Origin of the sequence: Nonomuraea salmonea (assembly GCF_042428605.1) — a bacterium.
Taxonomy (GTDB): Bacteria; Actinomycetota; Actinomycetes; order Streptosporangiales; family Streptosporangiaceae; genus Nonomuraea; species Nonomuraea salmonea.
Window position 1 is genome coordinate 46,221 of the sequence record NZ_JBHMCF010000042.1, and the last position, 21,268, is coordinate 67,488.

General features: G+C 71.0%; 16 protein-coding genes. 9 read left to right on the forward strand and 7 right to left on the reverse strand.

The genetic code is table 11. From position 1 onward, the window contains the following. The 6 genes from ACFFR3_RS38340 to aceB are packed head-to-tail and all read right to left on the reverse strand — an operon-like array spanning position 1 to position 6,924. Positions 1-741 (reverse strand): IclR family transcriptional regulator, encoded by a 741-nt coding sequence (locus tag ACFFR3_RS38340; protein WP_364377784.1) that lies wholly within the window; start codon positions 739-741, stop codon positions 1-3. Between the two features lie 18 nt (positions 742-759). Beyond that, on the reverse strand, positions 760-1,506 hold the full coding sequence (locus ACFFR3_RS38345) for an IclR family transcriptional regulator (RefSeq protein ID WP_364377782.1): 747 nt from the start codon (positions 1,504-1,506) through the stop codon (positions 760-762). Further along, positions 1,503-2,705: a (Fe-S)-binding protein gene (locus ACFFR3_RS38350; RefSeq protein WP_345399006.1), complete on the reverse strand. Its 1,203-nt coding sequence runs from the start codon at positions 2,703-2,705 to the stop codon at positions 1,503-1,505. Before ACFFR3_RS38350 ends, ACFFR3_RS38345 begins: the two co-directional genes overlap by 4 nt. A gap of 1 nt (position 2,706) precedes the next feature. Continuing rightward, a complete protein-coding gene (locus ACFFR3_RS38355; protein ID WP_379484725.1) occupies positions 2,707-3,888 on the reverse strand; it encodes an FAD-binding oxidoreductase in 1,182 nt (393 codons plus the stop codon). Further along, positions 3,885-5,321 (reverse strand): FAD-linked oxidase C-terminal domain-containing protein, encoded by a 1,437-nt coding sequence (locus tag ACFFR3_RS38360; protein WP_379484726.1) that lies wholly within the window; start codon positions 5,319-5,321, stop codon positions 3,885-3,887. Before ACFFR3_RS38360 ends, ACFFR3_RS38355 begins: the two co-directional genes overlap by 4 nt. A gap of 25 nt (positions 5,322-5,346) precedes the next feature. Next, complete coding sequence (aceB, locus tag ACFFR3_RS38365) at positions 5,347-6,924, reverse strand: malate synthase A (RefSeq protein WP_379484727.1); 1,578 nt, start codon at positions 6,922-6,924, stop codon at positions 5,347-5,349. A gap of 158 nt (positions 6,925-7,082) precedes the next feature. Between aceB and ACFFR3_RS38370 the strand changes: the two genes are divergently transcribed. The 8 genes from ACFFR3_RS38370 to ACFFR3_RS38405 all read left to right on the forward strand — a co-directional run bounded on the left by ACFFR3_RS38370 (position 7,083) and on the right by ACFFR3_RS38405 (position 19,391). Continuing rightward, positions 7,083-7,775, forward strand: a complete 693-nt coding sequence (locus tag ACFFR3_RS38370; protein ID WP_379484728.1) for a DUF4097 family beta strand repeat-containing protein — start codon at positions 7,083-7,085, stop codon at positions 7,773-7,775. A gap of 108 nt (positions 7,776-7,883) precedes the next feature. Then, positions 7,884-9,296, forward strand: coding sequence for a GTPase HflX (hflX, locus tag ACFFR3_RS38375; protein WP_379484729.1), 1,413 nt, complete (start codon positions 7,884-7,886; stop codon positions 9,294-9,296). Positions 9,297-10,815: 1,519 nt separating this feature from the next. Next, positions 10,816-12,024 carry an imidazolonepropionase gene (hutI, locus tag ACFFR3_RS38380; RefSeq protein ID WP_345399018.1) on the forward strand — a complete coding sequence of 403 codons (1,209 nt, stop codon included), beginning with the start codon at positions 10,816-10,818 and terminating at the stop codon, positions 12,022-12,024. A gap of 73 nt (positions 12,025-12,097) precedes the next feature. Further along, positions 12,098-12,931 carry a DegV family protein gene (locus tag ACFFR3_RS38385; protein ID WP_364377765.1) on the forward strand — a complete coding sequence of 278 codons (834 nt, stop codon included), beginning with the start codon at positions 12,098-12,100 and terminating at the stop codon, positions 12,929-12,931. A 919-nt stretch (positions 12,932-13,850) separates the two neighbouring features. Next, positions 13,851-14,384 (forward strand): ComEA family DNA-binding protein, encoded by a 534-nt coding sequence (locus tag ACFFR3_RS38390; RefSeq protein WP_379484730.1) that lies wholly within the window; start codon positions 13,851-13,853, stop codon positions 14,382-14,384. Positions 14,385-14,712: 328 nt separating this feature from the next. Next, positions 14,713-17,355, forward strand: a complete 2,643-nt coding sequence (locus ACFFR3_RS38395) for a ComEC/Rec2 family competence protein (protein WP_379484731.1) — start codon at positions 14,713-14,715, stop codon at positions 17,353-17,355. Between the two features lie 347 nt (positions 17,356-17,702). Continuing rightward, on the forward strand, positions 17,703-18,686 hold the full coding sequence (holA, locus tag ACFFR3_RS38400) for a DNA polymerase III subunit delta (RefSeq protein WP_364377759.1): 984 nt from the start codon (positions 17,703-17,705) through the stop codon (positions 18,684-18,686). 294 nt (positions 18,687-18,980) lie between these two features. Continuing rightward, on the forward strand, positions 18,981-19,391 hold the full coding sequence (locus tag ACFFR3_RS38405) for a cytidine deaminase family protein (RefSeq protein WP_379484732.1): 411 nt from the start codon (positions 18,981-18,983) through the stop codon (positions 19,389-19,391). A 7-nt stretch (positions 19,392-19,398) separates the two neighbouring features. Here the strand turns inward: ACFFR3_RS38405 and ACFFR3_RS38410 are convergent, their stop codons facing one another. After that, a complete protein-coding gene (locus tag ACFFR3_RS38410; RefSeq protein WP_345399034.1) occupies positions 19,399-19,884 on the reverse strand; it encodes a MarR family winged helix-turn-helix transcriptional regulator in 486 nt (161 codons plus the stop codon). 67 nt (positions 19,885-19,951) lie between these two features. Between ACFFR3_RS38410 and ACFFR3_RS38415 the strand changes: the two genes are divergently transcribed. After that, positions 19,952-21,202: an MFS transporter gene (locus tag ACFFR3_RS38415; RefSeq protein WP_379484733.1), complete on the forward strand. Its 1,251-nt coding sequence runs from the start codon at positions 19,952-19,954 to the stop codon at positions 21,200-21,202. Positions 21,203-21,268 lie beyond the last annotated feature (66 nt).

Here is a 21,268-nt window from a genome sequence, read left to right on the forward strand (position 1 = left end):
TCAACCGTAATAGCCGATGCGCTGGCTGATCTCGTTCGCGCCCGCCACCAGGGTCGCCCCCACCTCGGGCAGCCGTTCCTGCGTCAGCCGGTACGACGGGCCCGACGCGCTGACGGCCGCCACCACCGACTCGTCGGAGCCCCTGATCGGCGCGGCGACGGCGTTGAGCCCCACCTCCAGCTCTTCGACGGCGGTGGCCCAGCCGCGCTCCTTGATCTCCTCCAGTCCCAGCTCGTCGGCCGAGGTGATGGTGTTGGGCGTGTAGCGTTCCAGCTCGGCGGGCGGCCGCAGCGCGCCGAAGGCGAGCAGCACCTTGCCGCTGGAGGTCGCGTGGGAGGGGGTGCGCTGGCCGACCCAGTTGTGGCCGCTGATGGCGGCGGGGCCGCGCACCTGCGTGATGTTGACCGCGTCGCCGTTGCGCGGCACCGCCACGCTGACGGTCTCGCCGATCTCCTCGGCCAGGCGCAGGCAGACGGGGCGGCTCTCGCCCGACAGGTCGAGGCGGGCGGTGGCCGCGCCGGCCAGCCGTACGACGCCGAACCCGAGCCGGTAGCGCCCGCGATCGCCGCTCTGTTCGACGAGCCCGCCCTGTTCGAGGGCCGATAGCAGGCGGAAGGCGGTGGATTTGTGTACGTCCAGCTCGGTCGCCAGGTCCGTGACCCGGCTGGCGCCGTCGCGGGCGAGGATCTCCAAGATCGCGATGGCACGATCGACCGACTGGACCGACGTGCTGTTGCTCATAGCGCAACAGAATATCGTTCAGTCGGCGATCGGTCCCAGCTCGTCACCGAACTGCGATGCGATCTCCCGCATGCCGGCGGCCAGCTCGTCGCGGTCGAGGGCGTCGATCCGCTCGGCCGGGCCCGAGACGGACATGGCCGCGACCACCCGGCTCCCGTCCCGCACCGGCACCGCGAGACAGTGCACGCCCAGCTCCTCCTCGCCCAGGTCGAGCGCGTAGCCCCGGCTGCTGACGACCTCCAGCTCGGCCTGCATCGCGGGCAGCTCGGTGATCGTGTTGGGCGTGCGGCGCGGCATGCCGGTGCGCTCGAACACCGCCAGCGCCTCCGCCGCCGGCCGCCCGGCCAGCAGCACCTTGCCCACCGCCGTGCTGTGCGGCAGCACCCGCCTGCCCACCTCGGCGAACATCCGGAGCCTGCGCGGGGAGGGCACCTGCGCGACGTAGACGACGAAGTCGCCTTCCAGCACGGCCAGGTTCGCGGTCTCGCCGGACAGCTCGACCATCTTCGTCAGGTACGGCTGCGCCCACACCCCGACCATGCTCTCCGCGATGCCGCCCAGCCGGACCAGCCCGCCGCCGAGCGCGTACCGGCGGTCGGACTCCTGCCGGACGTAGCCCCGCGACAGCAGCGTCTGCAGCAGCCGGTGGATCGTGCCGTACGGCAGGCCCGTGCGCGCCGCGATCTCCGACAGCCCCGCCTCGCCCCCGTGCTCGGCCAGCGCCTCCAGCACGTCGAGCGCCCGCTCCACGGACTGGACGCTCACAGCGTGACCCCGCGCAGGGAGGCGTCGAGCACTTCCGCGGTGTGGGCGACCCTGATGTCGGCGCCCGCCCGCTTCATCGCCGCGGCGATCTGCATCGTGCACCCCGGGTTGGCCGACACCAGCAGCTCGGCCCCCGTCGTGCGGACCGAGGCCGCCTTCCTGTCGCCGAGGTCGCGCGCGGCCTGCGGCTGCAGCAGGTTGTACGTGCCCGCCGAGCCGCAGCAGATCGCCGACTCGGGGATCTCGCGCACCTCCAGGTCGGGAATGCCGGCCAACAGCTCGCGCGGCTGCGCCCGCACGCCCTGGGCGTGGGCCAGGTGGCAGGCGTCGTGGTAGGCCACCGTGAGCGGCAGCGGGTGCCGCTTGGCCACCGGGCCCAGCTCGGCCAGATATTCCGACAGGTCCATGACCCGGAAGCCCGGCTCGCGGCCGAGCAGCTCGGCGTACTCCTTCATGGTGGAGCCGCAGCCCGCCGCGTTGACCACGACCGTGTCCACGCCGGCCCGCTCGAACACCTCCACCGTCCTGCGCGCCAGCCGCCCCGCCTGCCGGTCGAGCCCCGAGTGCACGCTGAGCGCCCCGCAGCAGCCCTGCTCCGGCGGCACCACCACGTCGCAGCCCTCCAGCGCGAGCACCCGCGCGGTGGCCGCGTTGACCTGCGGGAAGAACTCCCGCTGGACGCACCCGGTGAGCATCCCCACAGTGGCGCGGCGCTCGCCCCTGGCCCTCACCAGGCGCGCCAGGCGCTGCCGCCGCTCGACGCGGGGCGCCAGCCCCGCCATGGCGCCCAGGCTCGGGTTCGCCCGCTCGAGGAACGGCGCCATCCGCCTGGCCAGCCCCATCGTCGGGCGCAGCATGCGCAGCCTGCGCGGATAGGGGAACAGGTTGAAGACGATGCCGCGCACGGCGCGCTCCTGCGGCTCGCGGACATGCTCCCGCTCCACCTCCACCCTGGTCTGCTCGATCAGCCGGTCGTAGCGCACTCCAGACGGGCACGCCGTCACGCAGGCCATGCAGCCCAGGCAGGCGTCGAAGTGCCCGGCCATCTCGGGCGTGACGGGGGTGCCCTCGACGTGCTGCTTCATCAGGTGGATGCGGCCGCGCGGCGAGTCCATCTCCTCGCCCCACAGCGCGTACGTCGGGCACGTCGGCAGGCAGAACCCGCAGTGCACGCAGTCGTTGATCAGCTCCGGGTCCACGTCACACGCCTCCCACGTACCGGCCCGGGGACATCCTGCGACCGGGATCGAACCGTTCCTTGACCCGCCGCATCAACGGCAGCGAACCCACCTGCCCCCACCTGTCGACCTTCGCGTACGGCGCCGCCAGCACCCGCACCCGCCCGCCGGCCGCTTCGACCTCGGCCCGCAGCCGGGCCACGGCGGCGGCCAGCTCGCCCTCCTCCATCGCCCGCGCCGACTCCAGCAGCAGCCGCCCGCGCACCGGCGAGCCGCGCAGCGCCATGCCGGTAGGGCCGGCCGCGTCCAGCACGGCCGCCGTCGCCGCCGGCGGGAACCGCAGCTCGATCACCACCTCGTCGGCGAGGATGCGCCCCCACCACGGCGGCGGCTCCTCGGTGACCTCGCCCGCGCCGATCACATCGCGCAGCGCCGCCGCCCTGCCGGCCGCCGCCGTGCCCTCGACCAGCGCGGCGAGCGTGATCGGCGCGTCAGGGGCGGGCCTGTCGATCTCGACCGCGCTCGGCTCGGCCTGCGAGGCGGCGAGGCCGGCCGCCTTCGCGGGATCGTCCAGGCGGGCGACCACCCAGCGGCGGCCGGGCGGCAGCGGGTGGAGGCGGAACGTGGCCTCGGCGATGACGCCGAGCGTGCCGTACGAGCCGGTGAACAGCTTGCCCAGGTCGTAGCCCGCGACGTTCTTGACGACCTTGCCGCCCGAGCGGGCGATCGTGCCGTCGGACAGCACGACCGTGATGCCGATGAGCAGGTCACGGGCGGTGCCGTAGCGGAACGCGCGCGGGCCCGCCGGCCCTCCGGTGGCGAGCGTGCCGCCGACCGTGGCGTCCTCGGCGAACGGCACGTCGAGCGCCAGCTCCTGACCCTCGCTCGCGAGCACGCCGGCCAGCGCGCCCATCGTCACCCCGGCCTGCGCGCGCACCACCAGGTCGCCTGCCGCGTGCTCCAGCACCTCGTTCATGCAGCACAGGTCGAGCAGCACGTCGCAGCGCTCGGGCGGCGGCGCCCAGTGCAGCTTCGTGCCGCCGCCGGCGGGCACCACCGCGAGGTCCCGCTCCGCGCAGGCCCGCAGCGTGGCCGCGATCTCCTCGACGCTCTCCGGCAGCACCACCCAGCGGGGCCGCACCCCGGCCACCGCGTCGCCCGGCCCGGCTTGCCGGGTCGTGACGCCGCCGATCGTGTCGCTCAAAACTGCTCCGCCTTCCCCGACTCGACCAGCGGGTGCACGCCCTTGCGCTTGCCCGGCACCTCGCCGCACAGGCGCGGGGTGGGGAACACCTTGCCCGGGTTCGCCAGCCCCTCGGGGTCGAACGCGCAGCGGACCAGCTGCATGGTGTCGAGGTCGTCGGCGCTGAACATCTTCGGCATGTACCGCGACTTGTCCACCCCCACCCCGTGCTCGCCGGTGATCGAGCCGCCGTGCTCGATGCACAGGTCGAGGATCGCCCCCGACACCACCTCGGCCCGCTCGCCCGCGCCGGGGTCGCCGTCGTCGAACAGCACCAGCGGATGCAGGTTGCCGTCGCCGGCGTGGAAGACGTTGGCCACCCTGATGTCGTGCTCCTCCGACAGCCGGTCGATGGCCGCCAGCACGGCCGGCAGCGACGTGCGCGGCACCACGCCGTCCTGCACGATGTACGCCGGGCTGATCCGCCCCACGGCGGCGAACGCCGACTTGCGGCCCTTCCAGATCGCCGCGCGCTCCGCCGGGTCGGCCGCGACCCGCAGCTCGAACGCCTCGGAGCAGATTTCCCGCAGCCGCGCGAACTGCCGCTCGACCTCGGCGGCCGGGCCGTCCAGCTCGACGATGAGCACCGCGCCCGCGCCCTCGGGATAGGAGCAGGCCACCGCGGCCTCGGCCGCCTCGATGGCGAGCGCGTCCATCATCTCGATCGCGGCGGGCACGATGCCCGCGCCGATGATCGCCGACACCGCCCTGCCGCCCTGCTCGATGCTCTCGAACGCGGCCAGCACCGTGGTCACCGCCTCCGGCGCGCGGCTCAGCCGTACGGTGATCTTGGTGGCGATGCCCAGCGTGCCCTCCGAGCCGATGAACGCGCCCAGCAGGTCGTAGCCGGGGTCCATGCGGTCGAGCGTCACCAGGTCGCCGTCGGGGGTGACGATCTCGCACGCCTCGACGTGGTTGACCGTGAAGCCGTACTTGAGGCAGTGGGCGCCGCCCGAGTTCTCCGCCACGTTGCCGCCGATCGAGCAGACCTGCTGGCTGGAGGGGTCGGGGGCGTAGTAGTAGCCCTGGGCGCGCACGGCCTCGGTGATGGCCAGGTTCGTCACGCCCGGCTCCACCACGGCCCTGCGGTTGGGCAGGTCGATCTCCAGGATCGCCCGCATCTTCGAGGTGACGATGAGCACGCCGTCCTCGCGGGGGAGCGCGCCGCCCGACAGGCCGGTGCCCGAGCCGCGGGCCACGAAGGGCACGGCGTGCTCGTTGCACAGGCGCACCACGGCGGCGACCTGCTCGGCGGTCTCCGGCAGCACCACCACGCCGGGGGTGGCGCGGTGGTAGGTCAGGCCGTCGCACTCGTACGTGCGCAGGCGTACGGGATCGGTGATCACCGCGTCGTGAGGCAGCAGCGAGCGCAGCGCCGCGATCAGCATCTCCATCACCGATCCCCCTTTGTACGCTTCTTTATGGCATTTGAGCATAGGCCGGAAGGGTCAGGAACTCCGCGAAGTCGTCGTCCAGCGCCACCTGCTTGAACAGCTCCGTCGCCTGCCGGAACAGCCCCTCGTCGTAGCCCGGCTCCCCGGAGATCTTGGCCAGCTCCTCCCCGATGATCCGCTCCACGAGCTCCTTCGTCACCTGCTCGCCCGAGTCGGCCAGCGTGATGTCGTTGTGGATCCACTGCCAGATCTGCGAGCGCGAGATCTCGGCGGTGGCGGCGTCCTCCATGAGGTTGTGGATGGCCGCCGCGCCCTGCCCGCCCATCCAGGCGGCGAGGTAGCGCAGGCCGACGTCCACGTTGTTGCGCAGGCCCGCCTCGGTGATCTCGCCCGGCGTGTCCGACACCGCGAGCAGCTCGGCCGCCGAGACGCTGACGTCCTCGCGCAGCCGGTCGAGCTGGTTGGGCCGCGAGCCGAGCACCCCGTCGAACACCTCGCGGCAGATCGGCACCAGGTCGGGGTGCGCCACCCACGAGCCGTCGAAGCCGTCGTTGGACTCGCGCGTCTTGTCGGCCCGCACCTTCTCCAGCGCCACCGCGTTGACCTCGGGGTCGCGCCGCGAGGGGATGAACGCCGCCATCCCGCCGATCGCATGCGCGCCCCGCTTGTGGCAGGTGCGCACCAGCAGCTCGGTGTACGCGCGCATGAACGGCGCCGTCATCGTCACCGCGTTCCGCTCCGGCAGCAGGAACTCCCGCCCCCGCGTGCGGAACTTCTTGATCACGCTGAACAGGTAGTCCCAGCGCCCCGCGTTGAGCCCCGCCGAGTGCTCGCGCAGCTCGTAGAGGATCTCCTCCATCTCGAACGCCGCCGGGTACGTCTCGATGAGCACCGTCGCCCTGATCGTGCCCTGCGGGATGCCGAGCAGCTCCTGCGCCCTGACGAACACGTCGTTCCAGAGCCGCGCCTCCAGGTGCGACTCGATCTTCGGCAGGTAGAAGTAGGGGCCCTTGCCCTTGTCGATCTGCCGCTGCGCGCAGTGGAAGAAGTAGAGCCCGAAGTCGACCAGCGATCCCGACACCGGCTTCCCGTCGACCAGGGCGTGCTTCTCGTCGAGGTGCCAGCCGCGCGGGCGCACGACCACCGTGGCCAGCTCGTCGTCGGGCCTGAGCGCGTACGTCTTGCCGCCGGTCTCGAAGTCGATCGTGCGGTCGAGCGCGTCACGCAGGTTGAGGTGACCGGCCACGCAGTTCTCCCACAGCGGGGAGTTGGCGTCCTCGAAGTCGGCCAGCCACACCTTCGCGCCCGAGTTGAGCGCGTTGATGGTCATCTTCTTGTCGACCGGCCCGGTGATCTCGACGCGGCGGTCCTCCAGGCCGGGCGCCGGCGGCGCGACCCGCCACTCGCCCTCCCTGATCTCCTTGGTCTCCGGCAGGAAGTCGAGCGTGCCGCCCGCCGACAGCTCCGCCTGCCTGGCCTGGCGGGCCTCCAGCAGCTCCAGCCGCCGCGCGCCGAACTCCCGCTGGAGAGTCGCCACGAACGCGAGCGCCTCGGGCGTGAGGATCTCGTCGAACCGGTCGAGCATCGGGCCGGTGATCTCCATGGGCCTCCTCCTTTTCCATATGGTGGAAAGTGAATTCTGGATTGTGGAAGTGAACCTACTCTTACGCGTACAGCGGGTCAAAGGTCGGGGTGTCCCCGGGAGCAACCAGGGGTCATCCCCGATGCGGAACCCCTGCCCACGCGGGGAGGATCCTCTCCATGAAGACGATTGCGATCGCCGGCGGCCTGCTGGCCTCGACCTTGCTGCTGGCCGGTTGCGGACTGGAGAGCCTCGCCGGTCCCAACAACGAGGACACCGTGTCGTACGAGGTGACCGACAAGGTCGCCACGCTGAGACTGGTCTCCAGGTCGGGTGACGCCGTCGTCACCGAGACAGGCGGCAGCGGCATCCGCGTCGTCGAGACCCTTCACTGGCGTGGCGACGACAAGCCGCAGCCGGAGCACAAGGTGGACGGCCAGGAGTTGTTCGTCACCTATGGCTGCCCGTCGGAGTGGGGGAGCTGCAGCGTCGACTACAAGATCGAGGTGCCCAAGGGCGTGCGGCTGAACCTGGAGGCGGGCTCCGGCAACCTCACCCTCAGGGACAGCACCGGCGAGATCGACCTGAACGTCGGCTCCGGTGACGTGGACGCGGCCGGGCTGGCCGGCAAGAAACTCAACGGCGAGCTGGGTTCGGGCAACATCGAGCTCAAGTACGCCGCCGCACCCGAGGACGTCCGGCTCAAGACCGGCTCGGGCGACATCCGGCTGCACGTCCCCGACCAGGCGTACGCGGTGGACAGCGAAGTCGGCTCCGGCGACCTCGCCCTCGACGTCAAGCAGGACAAGGGCGCCTCGAACAAGATCTCCGTCACCGCGGGCTCCGGCGACATCACCGTCTCGCCCTCTTGACAGTCTGTGGGATCACCCTGATAACCAGGTGCTCGCGCCGAGGGTGTCGTGCCACCATCGTGGGAAGACATCGAGGTGTCCAGACGTTCCCTCATAGAGATGACACGTATGCACGAATTTCCCGCGCTCGACCCGATCGAGACCGGCGACCTTGACCTTGAGGACCGTCAGGCTCTGCGCCGCGTGGCGGGCCTGTCCACCGAACTTCAAGACGTCACCGAAGTCGAATACCGGCAGCTGCGGCTCGAGCGGGTCGTCCTCGTCGGCGTCTGGACCAACGGCACGGCGGAAGACGCCGAGAACTCTCTCCTGGAGCTCAAGCTCCTGGCCGAGACCGCCGGGTCGCAGGTGCTCGACGGGCTCATCCAGCGGCGTCAGAAGCCGGACCCGGCCACCTACATCGGCTCAGGCAAGGCCCTGGAGCTGCGCGACGTCGTCGAATCGACCGGCGCCGACACCGTGATCTGCGACGGCGAGCTGACCCCCGGTCAGCTCCGCCAGCTGGAGGAGACGGTCAAGGTCAAGGTGATCGACCGCACGGCGCTCATCCTCGACATCTTCGCCCAGCACGCCAAGAGCCGCGAGGGCAAGGCCCAGGTCGAGCTGGCCCAGCTGTCCTACCTGCTGCCCCGCCTGCGCGGCTGGGGCGGCAACCTGTCGCGCCAGGTCGGCGGCCGCGCCGCCGGCGGCGTCGGCATCGGCGGCCGCGGCCCCGGTGAGACGAAGATCGAGCTCGACCGGCGCCGCATCCGCGAGCGCATGTCCAAGCTCCGCCGCCAGATCAGCGGCATGTCCACCTCGCGCGACACCATGCGCCACCGGCGCCAGCGTCGCGAGGTGCCCGCCGTGGCCATCGCCGGTTACACCAACGCCGGCAAGTCCTCGCTGCTCAACCGTGTCACCGGCGCGGGCGTGCTGGTCGAGGACGCGCTGTTCGCCACCCTCGACCCGACCGTGCGCAGGGCCCGCACGTCCGAAGGCCGGCTGTTCACGATCGCCGACACCGTCGGCTTCGTGCGCCACCTGCCCCACCAGCTCGTCGAGGCGTTCCGCTCCACCCTGGAGGAGGTCGCCGACGCCGACCTGATCCTCCACGTGGTCGACGGCTCGCACCCCGACCCCGAGGGGCAGCTCGCGGCCGTCCGCGAGGTGTTCGCCGACATCGAGGGCGCCTCCGACGTGCCCGAGGTCGTGGTGATCAACAAGGCCGACGCGGCCGACCAGGAGGTGCTCGACCGCATCGCCCGCCGCGAGCGCGACAGCATCGTCGTCTCGGCGCGCACCGGGGCAGGCATCCCCGAGCTGATGGAGCTCATCGAGGAGCGGCTGCCGCGCCTCGACCACGAGGTCCACCTGCTGGTGCCCTACGACAGGGGTGACCTGATCTCGCGGGCCCACAAGGAGGGCGAGGTCCTCTCGGTGGACCACGTCGAGGACGGCACCATCCTGCACGCCCGGGTCCTGCCCAGCTTGTCGCAGGAGCTGGAGCGGGTGGGCAAGCCGGTGGAGCACGCCATCTGACGCCTTCGTGGGCGCCTCTCGACGTGGGGAGGGCCTTCGTGGGCGTCTCTCCACGTGAGAGAACTTCCGCGTCTCTCCGCGTGCGAGGACCTTTGTGAGCGTCTTTCCGCGTGAAAGGCGCTCACGCTCTTTCCTGGGTGGGCGCTTCTCCCTGTGAGAGGCGCTCACGTACTTCTGTTTGCGGCGCTCCCGGCCGGTCAGTGTGCCATCAGCGCTCGGCGTCCGCTGCCGGGTGCTCGTCAGGTGGCCCGGAGCCCTCCAGGTCCTGCAGCCGGGCGTGCCCAGGATCGCCGCCCTCGACAGCTTCGAAGCCCTGCGCGCCTGGGCCGACGTCGCCATCGAACGCCGGCAGGAGACCGGCTGTACTCCCTGCTCGCCGCCCTCCAGGGCGGCACCCTGCTGTCACGGACGATGCGCAACGTCCAGCCTCTGGAGGCGTCCATGAACGTGGCGCTCGCCTACATCCGCTCCCACGCCACCCACCCCCACCCCGTTCAACCCACCACTCCGTGCGGTCCCACCCCGTGCGGTCCCACCCCGTGCGGTCCCACCCCGTGCGGCCCCAGTCCTCGCGGCCCCACTCCCTTGCAGTCCCGCCCCCTTATGGCCCTGCGCGTGTGGGAGGCGCCGGGTGGGCCGCCCTTGCGCCCCACCTTCGCTTGCGGCCCTGGGCCTCGTGCCGTTGCGGCCCCGTTTATCGGCCTCGTGGCCGGCCCTTGCGGCCACGTCCCTGTCAGGGGGCGCCGCCTCGCAGGCGAGGCACTTCCTCTCCGGCTCCCCGCGTGCCCTGAGGCCACCTTGCAGCGCTCTGTCGTGACCCTGGAGGCTCTATGGCGGGCCCCGGCTCCTGAGGGGTGACTTCGGGGCGTCTCGGGGGCTCGGAGCTCCGCCGTCGGTGGTCCCTTCGCGGGCCCGAGCCTCCTCCCTTGCCGTGCGGCGGCCGGGTCATGGCGTGGGGTGGGGCCGGTGGGTGTGGCGGCGTGGTGGTGGCGCTGCGTGCACATGCCGTATAACGGTCTCGTGATAGACCGGTCCTGCGATATGCATACGCTGCTAAAACGCGCGGGGCCGTACCCATCCCCATGGTTGGGCGACACTCTCCACAAAGCGTGCAGACCTCCCCAAAAGCGGCAGTGGTCCCCACCCCCCTGGGGTTGCTAGGATTAGCCAGACCTAACGTTGGTCTGGTTTTTGGGTTCGGGTTCTAGGTTTCGGATGATGACTGCGAGTGTTCACGTCGTCAGCGGGGGCCGTGGGGACGACGCAGGGCTGCGTGACGGTTGGGATGAATGGTCTTTCTTCCGAATAACCCTGTACAGCGGCCCGACATGTGAAATAACGTAACTGAACTGAAATCGCTGGATCATGCGTCCGGCGATACGGTCACCGCACTACTCGATGCGGATGAGAGCAGGAGACCCCCCATGTCGTCCGGACCCGGAGCGGACTCAGTGGGCGCGGCGCCGGCCGTGCGCTGTGCTCTGCACCCGTACGAGGGGTCGTGCGGGGTGGTGATGCGGTGACCGTTCGACTGCTGACCAACATCGGCCGTCTCTGGACCGGCAACGAGGTTCTCAGCAACGCCGCCATCCTGGTGCACAACGACCGCATCGCGTGGGTCGGCCGTGCCCCGGACCTGCCGCAGAGCGTGCCGGGCGTCGTCGATGACATCGTCGACGTCGATCACGTCGAAAACCTGGGCGGCGCTCTCGTCACGCCCGGGCTCATCGACGCCCACACGCATCCCGTCTACGCCGGCAACCGCTACGCCGAGCTGGCGATCCGTACGGGCGGCTCCACGTCCGCCTCGATCACCGCGGCCGGCGGCGGCGTGGGCTCCACCGTCACCGTGACGCGCGGCACCGACCCGTGGACCTTGTGCAACGGCGTACGCGAGCGCCTGCGCGACTGGCTGCTCAGCGGCACCACCACGGTCGAGGCCAAGACCGGCTACCACCTCACCCGCGACGGCGAGCTGGCCGACGTGCGGCTCCTGCGCGAGCTGGAGAAGGAGCCGATGATGCCGCGGGTGCACGTCACGTTCCTGGCGGCGCACGTGGTGCCGCCCGAATACTTCGGCAGGCAGCGCGAATACGTCGAGGCCGTGGGCGCGTGGTGCGCCGACGCGGCGGCGGCCGGCGCCGACAGCGTCGACGTCTACTGCGACGAGGGCTACTTCACGACCGAGGAGTCCCGCTGGGTGCTCGCCTCCGGCCGTAACGTCGGGCTGCTGCCCCGCATCCACGCCGGCATCTACAGCCGCCGCGGCGCCGTCCAGCTCGCCGCCGAGCTCGGCTGCGCCTCCGCCGACGGCCTGCACCACATGTCCGACGAGGACATCGCGATCATGTCGCGCTACGGCGTCCCCGCCGTCGTCTGCCCGGCCACGGCACTGCAGCGCGGCCACCTGCCGCCGGTCCGCCAGATGATCAAGAACGGCGTGCAGATCGCTCTGGGCAGCGACCACAACCCCGGCTACTGCGGCATCACCTCGATGTCCCTGGTGATCGCGATGGCGGTGTCGGCGTTCGGGATGAGCGTCAACGACGCCCTGCGCGCGGCCACCCTCGGCGGCGCCACCGTCCTGGGCGCTCCCGACCGCGGCGTGCTGGCTCCTGGCCGGCTGGCCGACATCGTCCAGTGGGACGCCGACCACGAGGGCGCCTTCGCCTGGTCCTTCGGCCTCAAGCCGCGCCGGGTGTGGCGGGGTGGAACGCCCGTTCAGTAGTTAATCTCGGTGTATGCCGCCCTTGGTCGCTGTTGTCACCGATTCGACCGCTTATCTGGGTTCCGTCCCCGGGGTGTCCGTGGTTCCCGTACAGGTGAACCCGAGGGGCGCTGCCGGGGCATCGGCCGCCGCTCCCGATGGTCCGCCGAAGTCCCCTTCTAGGGCACCGGCCGCCCAGCCTGACTCCTCAGGAGCCTTCGACGAGGGCTCCTTCACCGGCGACTTCACCTCGGCCACCACCTCCCGCCCCTCACCGGCCAGCTTCGCCTCCTGCTACTCCGACCTCGCCGCAGGCGGAGCATCGGCGATCGTATCCATCCACCTTTCCGGCGAGATGTCCGGCACGATCGAGTCCGCCCGCGCCGCCGCCAGGGAAGCCGCCGTACCGGTGGCCGTGATCGACAGCCGCTCGATCGCCATGGGCCTGGGCTACCCCGTACTGGCCGCCGCCCGAGCCGCCACGGACGGTGCCCCCATGGAAGAGGTGGTCTCGGCCGCCAACCGCTGCATCTGCGCCACCCGATCGTTCTTCTACGTGGACAACCTCGAATACCTCCGCCGCAGCGGCCGCATCGGCACGGCCGCCTCCCTCGTCGGCTCCGCCCTCATGATCAAACCGCTGCTGCACATCACGGAGGGCCGCATCTCCCTCCTGGAGAAGGTCCGTACGGCCTCCCGCGCCATCGCCCGCCTGGAGGACCTGGCCGTGGAGGCGGCCGGAACCGGCCCCGTGGACGTGGCGGTGCAGCATCTGGGAGCCCGGGAACGAGCCGAGGGCCTCGCCGAACGCCTCTCGAAGCGAGTGCCAGGGCTGGGGGAGCTGCGGGTGGTGGAGGTGGGCGCGGTGATCGGCGTACACGTCGGCCCGGGGATGCTCGGCGTAACCGTCACGCCCTGCGACACGTAGCGACAGTACGTCCTCCGCCAAGGGGACATGAGCGACAAGGGCCGCTGCTTGTCCACACCCTCGGCAAAGGTTCCGGCCAGTATCCCCAGAACGCCGCTCGGCCCTTCCCCGCCCGCCGCCTCGCCGTACCTTCACTGCCGTGCGAACCCCCGATCCGACGGCAGAACGCGCCATAGCCGAGTCCCGGCTACGGTCGATCACCGCGCCTGCCCGCCGCGCCCGCCGCCGCCTCACCAGGCCGACCTGGGCCACCGGCATCGGTCCCGCCTACAAACCGCCCTACCAAGACACCCCAGGATCCACCACCGCCCTCAGGCCCCCGAAAACCACCAGCCTCACCCCACCCACCGACGAACCCCAGAACGCCGCACTTGCCCGGCTCCCCGACCTCCCCTTCGCCTCACCGCCGCCCTACGTCCCGCACCGCGCTCCTGGAGGCCAGGAGGGCAACTCATCACCGGCTTTGCCATCACCGCCACATCCCGACACACCTCACGACCCCGCAGCGCCACCCCACCCTGCCTCGCCACCGAATGTCCACCAAGCCCCACTTCCGGACCCAGAGGCGGACTTCGCAGCACCACCTCACCTCGACCCGCCAGCCGACCTTGGGACGTCACTCCTCCCGATGCCCGCGCACCTCACCCCTTCAGCGGGCTTGCCCATGCCCGAGCGCTTCGACGCTTCACCGAGCCTCGCCGCGCCCGCGTACCTCAGCCGTTCAGCGGACGTCACGGCACCGCTTGATCCCGGCACGCAACCGCCTCGGCCCTCAGCGCCCGGTCACCCTGCCCCGAAGGCTGCTCCCACCCCGAGCCCCGCGACAGCCTCCCTCCAGTCCCTACGCAAGCTCCTGGCCGCGCAGAGCCCCACTCTCGACCCCGGGAAGCCAGGTCTACGCGTCCTGCTCGCCATCGGGGTGCTCGCCACGGCGGTGGCCGCCTTCCTCGTCTGGCGCTCACAACCGACGCCCCAACCCCTGCCTCCGCCGGCCCCCATCACCCCGCTGACCTCGATCACCCCTTCGTCCACCGCCGCCAAGGTGACCGTCCATGTCGCCGGCAAGATCCGCAAGCCGGGCGTCTACCTGCTCCCCGCAGGTGCAAGGGTGACGGACGCGGTGTCGGCGGCCGGCGGCGTGTCCAAGGGCGCATCCACAGGACAACTCAACCTCGCCAGACGCCTGATCGACGGCGAACAGATAGTCGTGGGCGCCCCACCAGGCACAGCACCGGGCTCCCCGATCACCGACCCCGCCACCGCCGTCCTCGACCTCAACTCCGCCACCCCCGACCAGCTGGAACAACTCCCAGGCGTAGGAGAGGTGCTCGCCGCCCGCATCGTCGAGTTCCGTACCAGCCGTGGCGGCTTCACCACGATCGACCAACTCCGGGACGTCTCAGGCATCGGCCCGAGAAAGTTCGAGGAAATCAAACCCAAGGTCCGTGTCTGACATGCCCGCCCCCGACCCCACTTCACCTCCCGGCCCTGCTACCGACCCGACTCCTGGTTCAGCCTCAGACACCAGCTCAACTACCGGCCACGCCTGGGACACCGGCGCTGCCCCTGCCGCTGCTCCTGGGTTCGGCACTGGGTTGGGCGGCAGATCCACGGCTGCCCGTGGCCCCAGACGCGCTCCTGCCGCCGCCCGCGGCTCCGGCCCCGTTCCTGGTCGCCAGAAGCGGCGGCCAGCTGTTCCGAAAGAGCCTTCCGTTGCCAAGCCTGAGCCCGCATGGCCGCTGGCCCTTCCGGCCCTGGCTGCCTGGGCCACCGCACTGGCCTTGCTCGGTTGCACCGCGCTCGTCGGCCTCTTCACGGCCGCCGGTGTCGCGACCGTCGCCGCCGTAATGGCCTGGCGTACCCGACAACCCCCGAAAGGCCGCACCTGTACGGAGCCTGCCCGGCGGATCAGCCCAGGGTGGCGGAACATCATCCTCGCCACCCTCATCGGCACGGCGGCGACGGCCGCGTCCGTGGCCCTCCGCGTCCACGCCCTCACCACCGGGCCGACCGCCGAACTGGCCGGACAGAACGCCTTCATCACCGCCCAGATCGCCCTGACCGACGACCCGAGACGCAGACCTAACGGAACCGGCCGCTTTCAGCTAGAGAGCTACGTGATCCCGGCGACCCTCAAGGTCCTCCAGACCTCCACAACGCGGCAGGCAGTGGACGTCCCCATCACGGTGTTCGCGACGGGCCCGGCATGGCGTACCTTGCTGCCCACCCAGGAGGTCGAGGTCACCGGCCGCCTGGCCAAGCCGACACCGGGCACGTCCGTGGCGGCGATCCTGCTCGTCCGCCAGGCGCCCCGCCTCCTGACACCCCCGTCCACCCCGCATACGGCGGCGGGCGCCATCAGGTCGGGCCTGAGATCAGCGGCCGACGTACTGCCTCCCGACCAGCGGGGCCTCCTGCCCGGCCTGGTCGTGGGCGACGTCTCCCGCATGGACCCGCAGGTGACAGCCGACTTCAGGGAAGCCGGCCTCAGCCATCTGAATGCAGTGTCGGGGGCCAACCTCGCCATAGTGGCAGGCGCGGCACTCGCGCTCTCCCGGCTCGTCGGCCTCTCCCTCCCTCTGCGTGCGGGCTTCGCCGCCGTCGCGATGCTGGCGTTCACCGTGGTCGCACGGCCTTCGCCGAGCGTCCTGCGTGCCCTCCTCATGGGCCTGGCAGCCGCGATCGCGATGGGCACGGGCCGCTCGAAGGACGGCGTCGCGGCCCTGTCGGCGACGGTCCTCTTCCTGATGCTGTTCGTGCCCGAACTCGCCCGCTCGTACGGCTTCGCCCTCTCCGTAACGGCCACCGCCGGCATCCTTCTCCTCGCCCCACGCTGGCGAGACAAGCTGATGGGCAAGAACAGCGCGGAGGAAGACCCCTCGCCTACCGACGCAGCCGACGTTCCTACCCCCGGCCCTACCGCTGTCTCGGCGGGCGGGGGTGGCGTCCCTGCTCGCGGTGCTTCTTCTACCTTGAGGGGCCGGGAAAGAGTCCCTGCTCCCGGGCCTACGCCTGACGTGATGCGTGGAAGGAGTGCCGTCGCCGGTCTTGCCCGCGTTCCGGAGAGCGGGGAGGGGGCCTGTGTTGTCGGCTCAGCTTCTTCCGGGAGGGGTTCCTCTGGGGCGGGGGAGGCAGGCCCGGCCTCTCAACCTGATCCTGACGCGTCGCTTCTGAGTGGACGTAGGCGGGTGGTGCGGTTGCCGCGGTGGATGGCGGAGGCGGTGGCGGTGCCTGCGGCGGCGCAGCTCGCGGTGACGCCTGTCCTGGTGTTGATGGCCGGGCAACTGACGCCCGTAGCGGTGGTCGCCAACCTGCTCGTCGCGCCGGCGGTGGCGCCCGCGACTCTGCTCGGGTTCGGTGCCGCGTTGGTCGCGCCGGTCTGGCTTGATGGGGCGCGGATGCTGGTGATTCCCGCCGGGTACGCGGCCGGGTGGATCATCACGGTGTCCCGGTGGGCGGTGACCGTGCCGTTCGCGACCGTGCCCTGGCCGGCCGGGCTCGCCGGGCTCGGGTTGCTGCTGCTTGCGGTGGCCGTGGCGGTTCCGGTGATGAGACGCCGGGCCTGGCGTGCGGTGGTGCTGACGGTGGCCGGGGCGGCCCTGGTGGCGGTGCTGGTGCTCCGGCCCATCGCCGGGTCGTGGCCGCCCAAGGGGTGGGTGATGGTCATGTGCGACGTGGGGCAGGGCGACGGCCTGGTCATCACGGCCGGTCCGGGCCGGGGCGTGATCGTGGACACGGGGCCGGATCCGGTGGTCATGGACCGGTGCCTGCGGAGGCTCGGGGTCTCGGACGTGCCGTTGCTCGTTCTCACGCATCCCCACGCCGACCACGTGGACGGGCTGCCGGGCGTCCTCAGGAACCGTCGCGTCGGGGCTGTCGTCGTCAGCCCGCAGCGTACGGGTGCGCGGTCCGGGGGACGCATCACCGGCATGCTGCGGCAACGCGGCATACCCGAGTGGACGGTGCCGCCGGGCACCCGATGGCGGTTCGGGCCGTCGGAGCTGACCGTCCTCGCGCCCGACCCGGCCTCGGGTGAGCTGCACGGGCAGGGTGAGGGCAGCGCGATCAACAACTCGAGCGTGGTGATACACGTACAGTGGCGGTCCGGGTCGATGCTGCTCGGCGGTGATCTGGAGACCGAGGCCCAGGACGAGCTGGCGCGGCGGCTGATCGTACGGGCCGACATCCTCAAGACGCCGCACCATGGCTCCAACAGGCAGTCACCTGAGTTCCTGGCGTCGCTGAGGGCGCGGGCCGCGTTGATCAGCGTCGGAGCCGGTAACGACTACGGTCACCCGGCGACGTCCACGCTGGGTCTGCTGCGACGGCTCGGCCTCACGATCCACCGCACGGACCAGTCGGGGGACCTCGCGGTGGTGGAGCGAGAAGGTGGCGGCCTGGCAGTGGTTCCCCGTGGCCCCTAGCTTCCCGACCCGTTCCGGTCCCGTGCCACATGTGGTTGGGCTCGTGTTGGTCCGTTCTCGGGCCCGTCCGTTCGCCTTGGCGTTCTTGGGTTGGGCTCTGGTTCGCTGCCGGATGCGCTGGGTGGCCGTTCGCGGGGTTGGTTGCGCCTCTGCTCTGGCCTGGGTGGTTTGTTGGGGTTGGCATACTGGCGGGCGTGCTGAGCGACGGTGTGATGCGGGTGCTGCCGCTGCTCGTTCGGGCGGGAGCGCTCGCACGTGGCCAACGCCGGAGTTGAGCTTCCTTCGCGATCCTTGGCGTGAGGACTTGGTGGTGGGTCGCGAGTACCTAGTTGTCGGTGGGGCGTGGCATGCTGCCTGACATGGCGGGAACCGATCCAGCACCTGTGACCTTGGTCGTCGGCGACGAGGAGTTGCTGGCCGAGCGGGCGGTCAGTGGGGTCGTCGCGGCGGCCAGGAGTGTCGATCCCGGGGTCGACGTGCATGACCTCGTCGGGAGCAAGGTCACGACCGGTGAATTGACGCAACTGACGTCCCCTTCGTTGTTCGGGGATCGGTCCGTCGTGGTGATCCGGGGGGCGCAGGATCTCGGCAAGGACGTCATCGCCGAGATCGTGGCGTACGCGAAGCAGCCGTCCGAGGACACCGTGATGGTGCTCGCCCACCCGGGTGGGGTGAAGGGCAAGGCGCTGGTCGATGGGGTGAAGAAGGCCGGGGCCAAGCTGGTCACGATCAGCAAGGTCACCAAGGCCGGTGAGCGGATGGAGTTCATCAAGGCGGAGTTCAAGCGGGCCGGGCGGAACATCTCCGGGGATGCGGCTCAGGCTCTGCTGGACGCGGTGGGGAACGATCTGCGGGAGCTGGCGGCGGCTTGTTCGCAGCTGATGTTCGACACCGAGGACAAGACGATCAGTGCGGCGTCCGTGGCTCGCTATCACAAGGGCCGGGCGGAGGTGACCGGGTTCAACGTCGCCGACTCGGCCGTGGAGGGGCGGCTGGCGGAGGCACTGGAGCAGTTGAGGTGGGCGCTCGGCACCGGCGTCGCTCCCGTGCTGCTGGTCAGTGCGCTGGCCGGTGGGTTGCGGTCGCTGGCCAAGGTCGGCAGCGCGCCTCGTAACCTGCGGGGCGGGCAGCTGGCCAGTCATGTGGGCATGCCGCCGTGGAAGGTCGATCGGGTGAAGCGGCAGCTCAACGGGTGGGGGCCTGAAGGGCTGTCGCGGGCGATCCAGGCGGTGGCTCATGCCGATGAGCAGGTCAAGGGTGGGGGAGCGGATCCGGCTTACGCCCTGGAGCACACGGTGCAGGTGATTGTGGCGAGCCGCACCGGACGGTGAGTGCGGGCCACCGCGTCGGCTAAGGGCTGGGCTGGCACGGGAGGCAAAGGTTTCGGGCTGAGGGCTGAGGGCTGAGGGCTGAGGCAGGAGGTCAGGGCTGAGGGCGGGGAGTGTCGGGTGTGTCGGGCTCGGCGGTGATTGCCGGGCGCCGTGGCGACGTGGGGGATCGGGGAGGTAGCCGGGCGGGCTGCTGGGGAGTGGTGCTGAGCGGGTTCTGCGTGTCGATTGATGGAGGGGAGCGCTGGTGCTGAGCGGGGTTCTGTGCGTCCTGATGGATGTGGGGGAGCGCTGAAGATGGTCGGGCGTGGCGAGTGGGTTGATGATGAGGTGGTGCGGGCGGCGGCGCACGTTGCGGCCACTCGGTGTCGGGGAGACAAGCACACCATGGCGGCTGCTGCTCGGGCTCGGGATGGGCGAATCGTCACCGGGGTGAACGTCTATCACTTCACCGGTGGGCCCTGTGCGGAGATGGTCGTCGTCGGTACGGCGGCTGGGCAGGGGATCTACGACCTGGATGTCATGGTCGCGGTGGGGGATCGTGATCGTGGTGTCGTGCCGCCGTGCGGGCGGTGCCGGCAGCTTCTGCTCGATTATTTTCCGGAGATCAAGGTCATTGTCGGCACCTCGAACGGCCTTCGGATGGTGCCTGTCGCTGAGTTGCTGCCGGTCACCTACGTCTGGGCGGATCATCAGCTCGACGCATGAGTACGGCCTAGCGGGTGGTTTCGGCGTTGTGGAGCAGCTTCTTGAGAAGGCCGTCGAGGTGGGCCTGGTCCTCAGCGGACAGTGCGTTGACCATGGAGGCTTCGACCTCGGCGCGGATGGTCATGGCCTCCATCCACAGGTCGTGACCCTTCGAGGTGAGCTCCACGTCCACCCGGCGGCGGTCCTCGGTGCTGCGGACCCGGCGTACGAGCGCTGAGCGTTCCAGCGTGTCGAGGCGGCCCGTCATGCCCGCCGGCGACAGGAGGAGGTCGGCGGCCAGCTCCGACGGCGTCGCCACGCCCCCGCGGGCGACGAGGCGGTGCAGGGTCTCGAGCTCGAAGTCCTGCATGCCCACCTCCGACAGGGCCGCCTCCTTGGTGTGGGCGATGTGTTTCACCAGGAACTGCAGGCGGGTCACGATCGCCTCCACGCGTTCGTCGAAGGGGGCCTTGCCGCGCCAGCGGGCCAGGTGACGATCGACCGAGTCCTCCATGCCTGGGAGCATAGGGCAGTGATTAATTCGTTGACGTAATATTCGTTGGCGAAATAGTCTCGCCGGCATGGTGATGCGGCTTCTCGTCGGGCGGTGCCTGTCCGCGCTGGGCACGGCGCTCATTCCGACCACTTTGACGCTGGCGGTGCTGCGGGCCGGGGGTGGTGAGGGAGAGCTCGGTCTGGTGCTGGCGGCCGAGCTGGTTCCGTTGCTGGTGTTGCTGCCGGTGGGCGGGGTGCTGGCCGATCGGGTCAGGCCTGCGCGGGTGGTGCTTCTCGCCGACCTGACCCGGTGTCTGTCGCAGGCGGTCATCGCCGGGGAACTGCTGCTCGGTGTCTATCGGGTGGCCGATCTCGTCCTGTTGTCGGCGGTGGCGGGGGTGGCGATCGCGTTCGGGAGTCCTGCGGTGCCGCGGCTCGTGGTGGCGGTGGTGCCCGGGCCGGAACGGTTGCGGGTGAACGCGCGGATCGGGGTGGTGACGAGCCTGTCGGCGGTGGCCGCGCCGGCGATCGCCGGGACGATCACGGTGGTCGCCGGGCCTGGGTGGGCGGCGGGGGTCACGGCTGTGGTGTTCGCGGGCTCGGCATTGACGCTCGGCGGTGTCCGGGCGCCGGTCCTGGCGCCGGAGTCTGGTGGTGTCCGGGCGCCGGTCCTGACGTCGAAGTTCGGGGGTGTCCGCCGGCCGCTCCCGGTCGGGCGGGAGCTGGCGGCGCGGGGGCCTGGGTTCGGGCGGGAGCTGGTCGAGGGGTGGCGGGAGATCAGCAGGCGGCCGTGGTTCGTGGCGTGCGTGGTCGGCCACGGCGTGTGGCACTTCATGGCCGGGCTGTTCCTGACGCTGGGGCCGGTCGTCGCCGTACGGGATCTGGGCGGTGAGGCGAGCTGGGCGCTCGTCGTCCAGTGCGGCACCGTCGGGATGGTGCTGGGCGTGTTCCTGGCACCCCGGCTGCCGGTCCGGCGGCCCCTGGTCGTCGTGCAGATCGGGGCGGCCTGTTACGTGTTCCCGATGGCGGCGCTGGCCGCCGGGGCGCCGCTGCCGGTCATGGCAGGGGCCTACGCCGTGGCGCTGTTCGGGCTGGGGCTGCTCAGCCCGTTGTGGGAGACGGTGGTGGCCGACGAGGTTCCGGAGAGCGCGCTGGGGCGGGTGCGGTCGTTCGATCAGCTGATCTCGTTCGCGTCGCGGCCGTTCGGGCTGGCGGTGGCTGCGCCGCTGGCCGGGGTGGCCGGGATCGCCGCGCCGGCGGTCGTGGGCGGCGTGCTGGTCGCCGCCGCCAACCTCATCGCCATCGCCTGGGCGCCAGGACGCGTCCAGCGGAGGTGAGCAGGGCCGGCAAGCGCGGGTGAGCAGGGCCGGCAAGCGCGCGTGGCCGGCTCAGGTCAGGGCGGG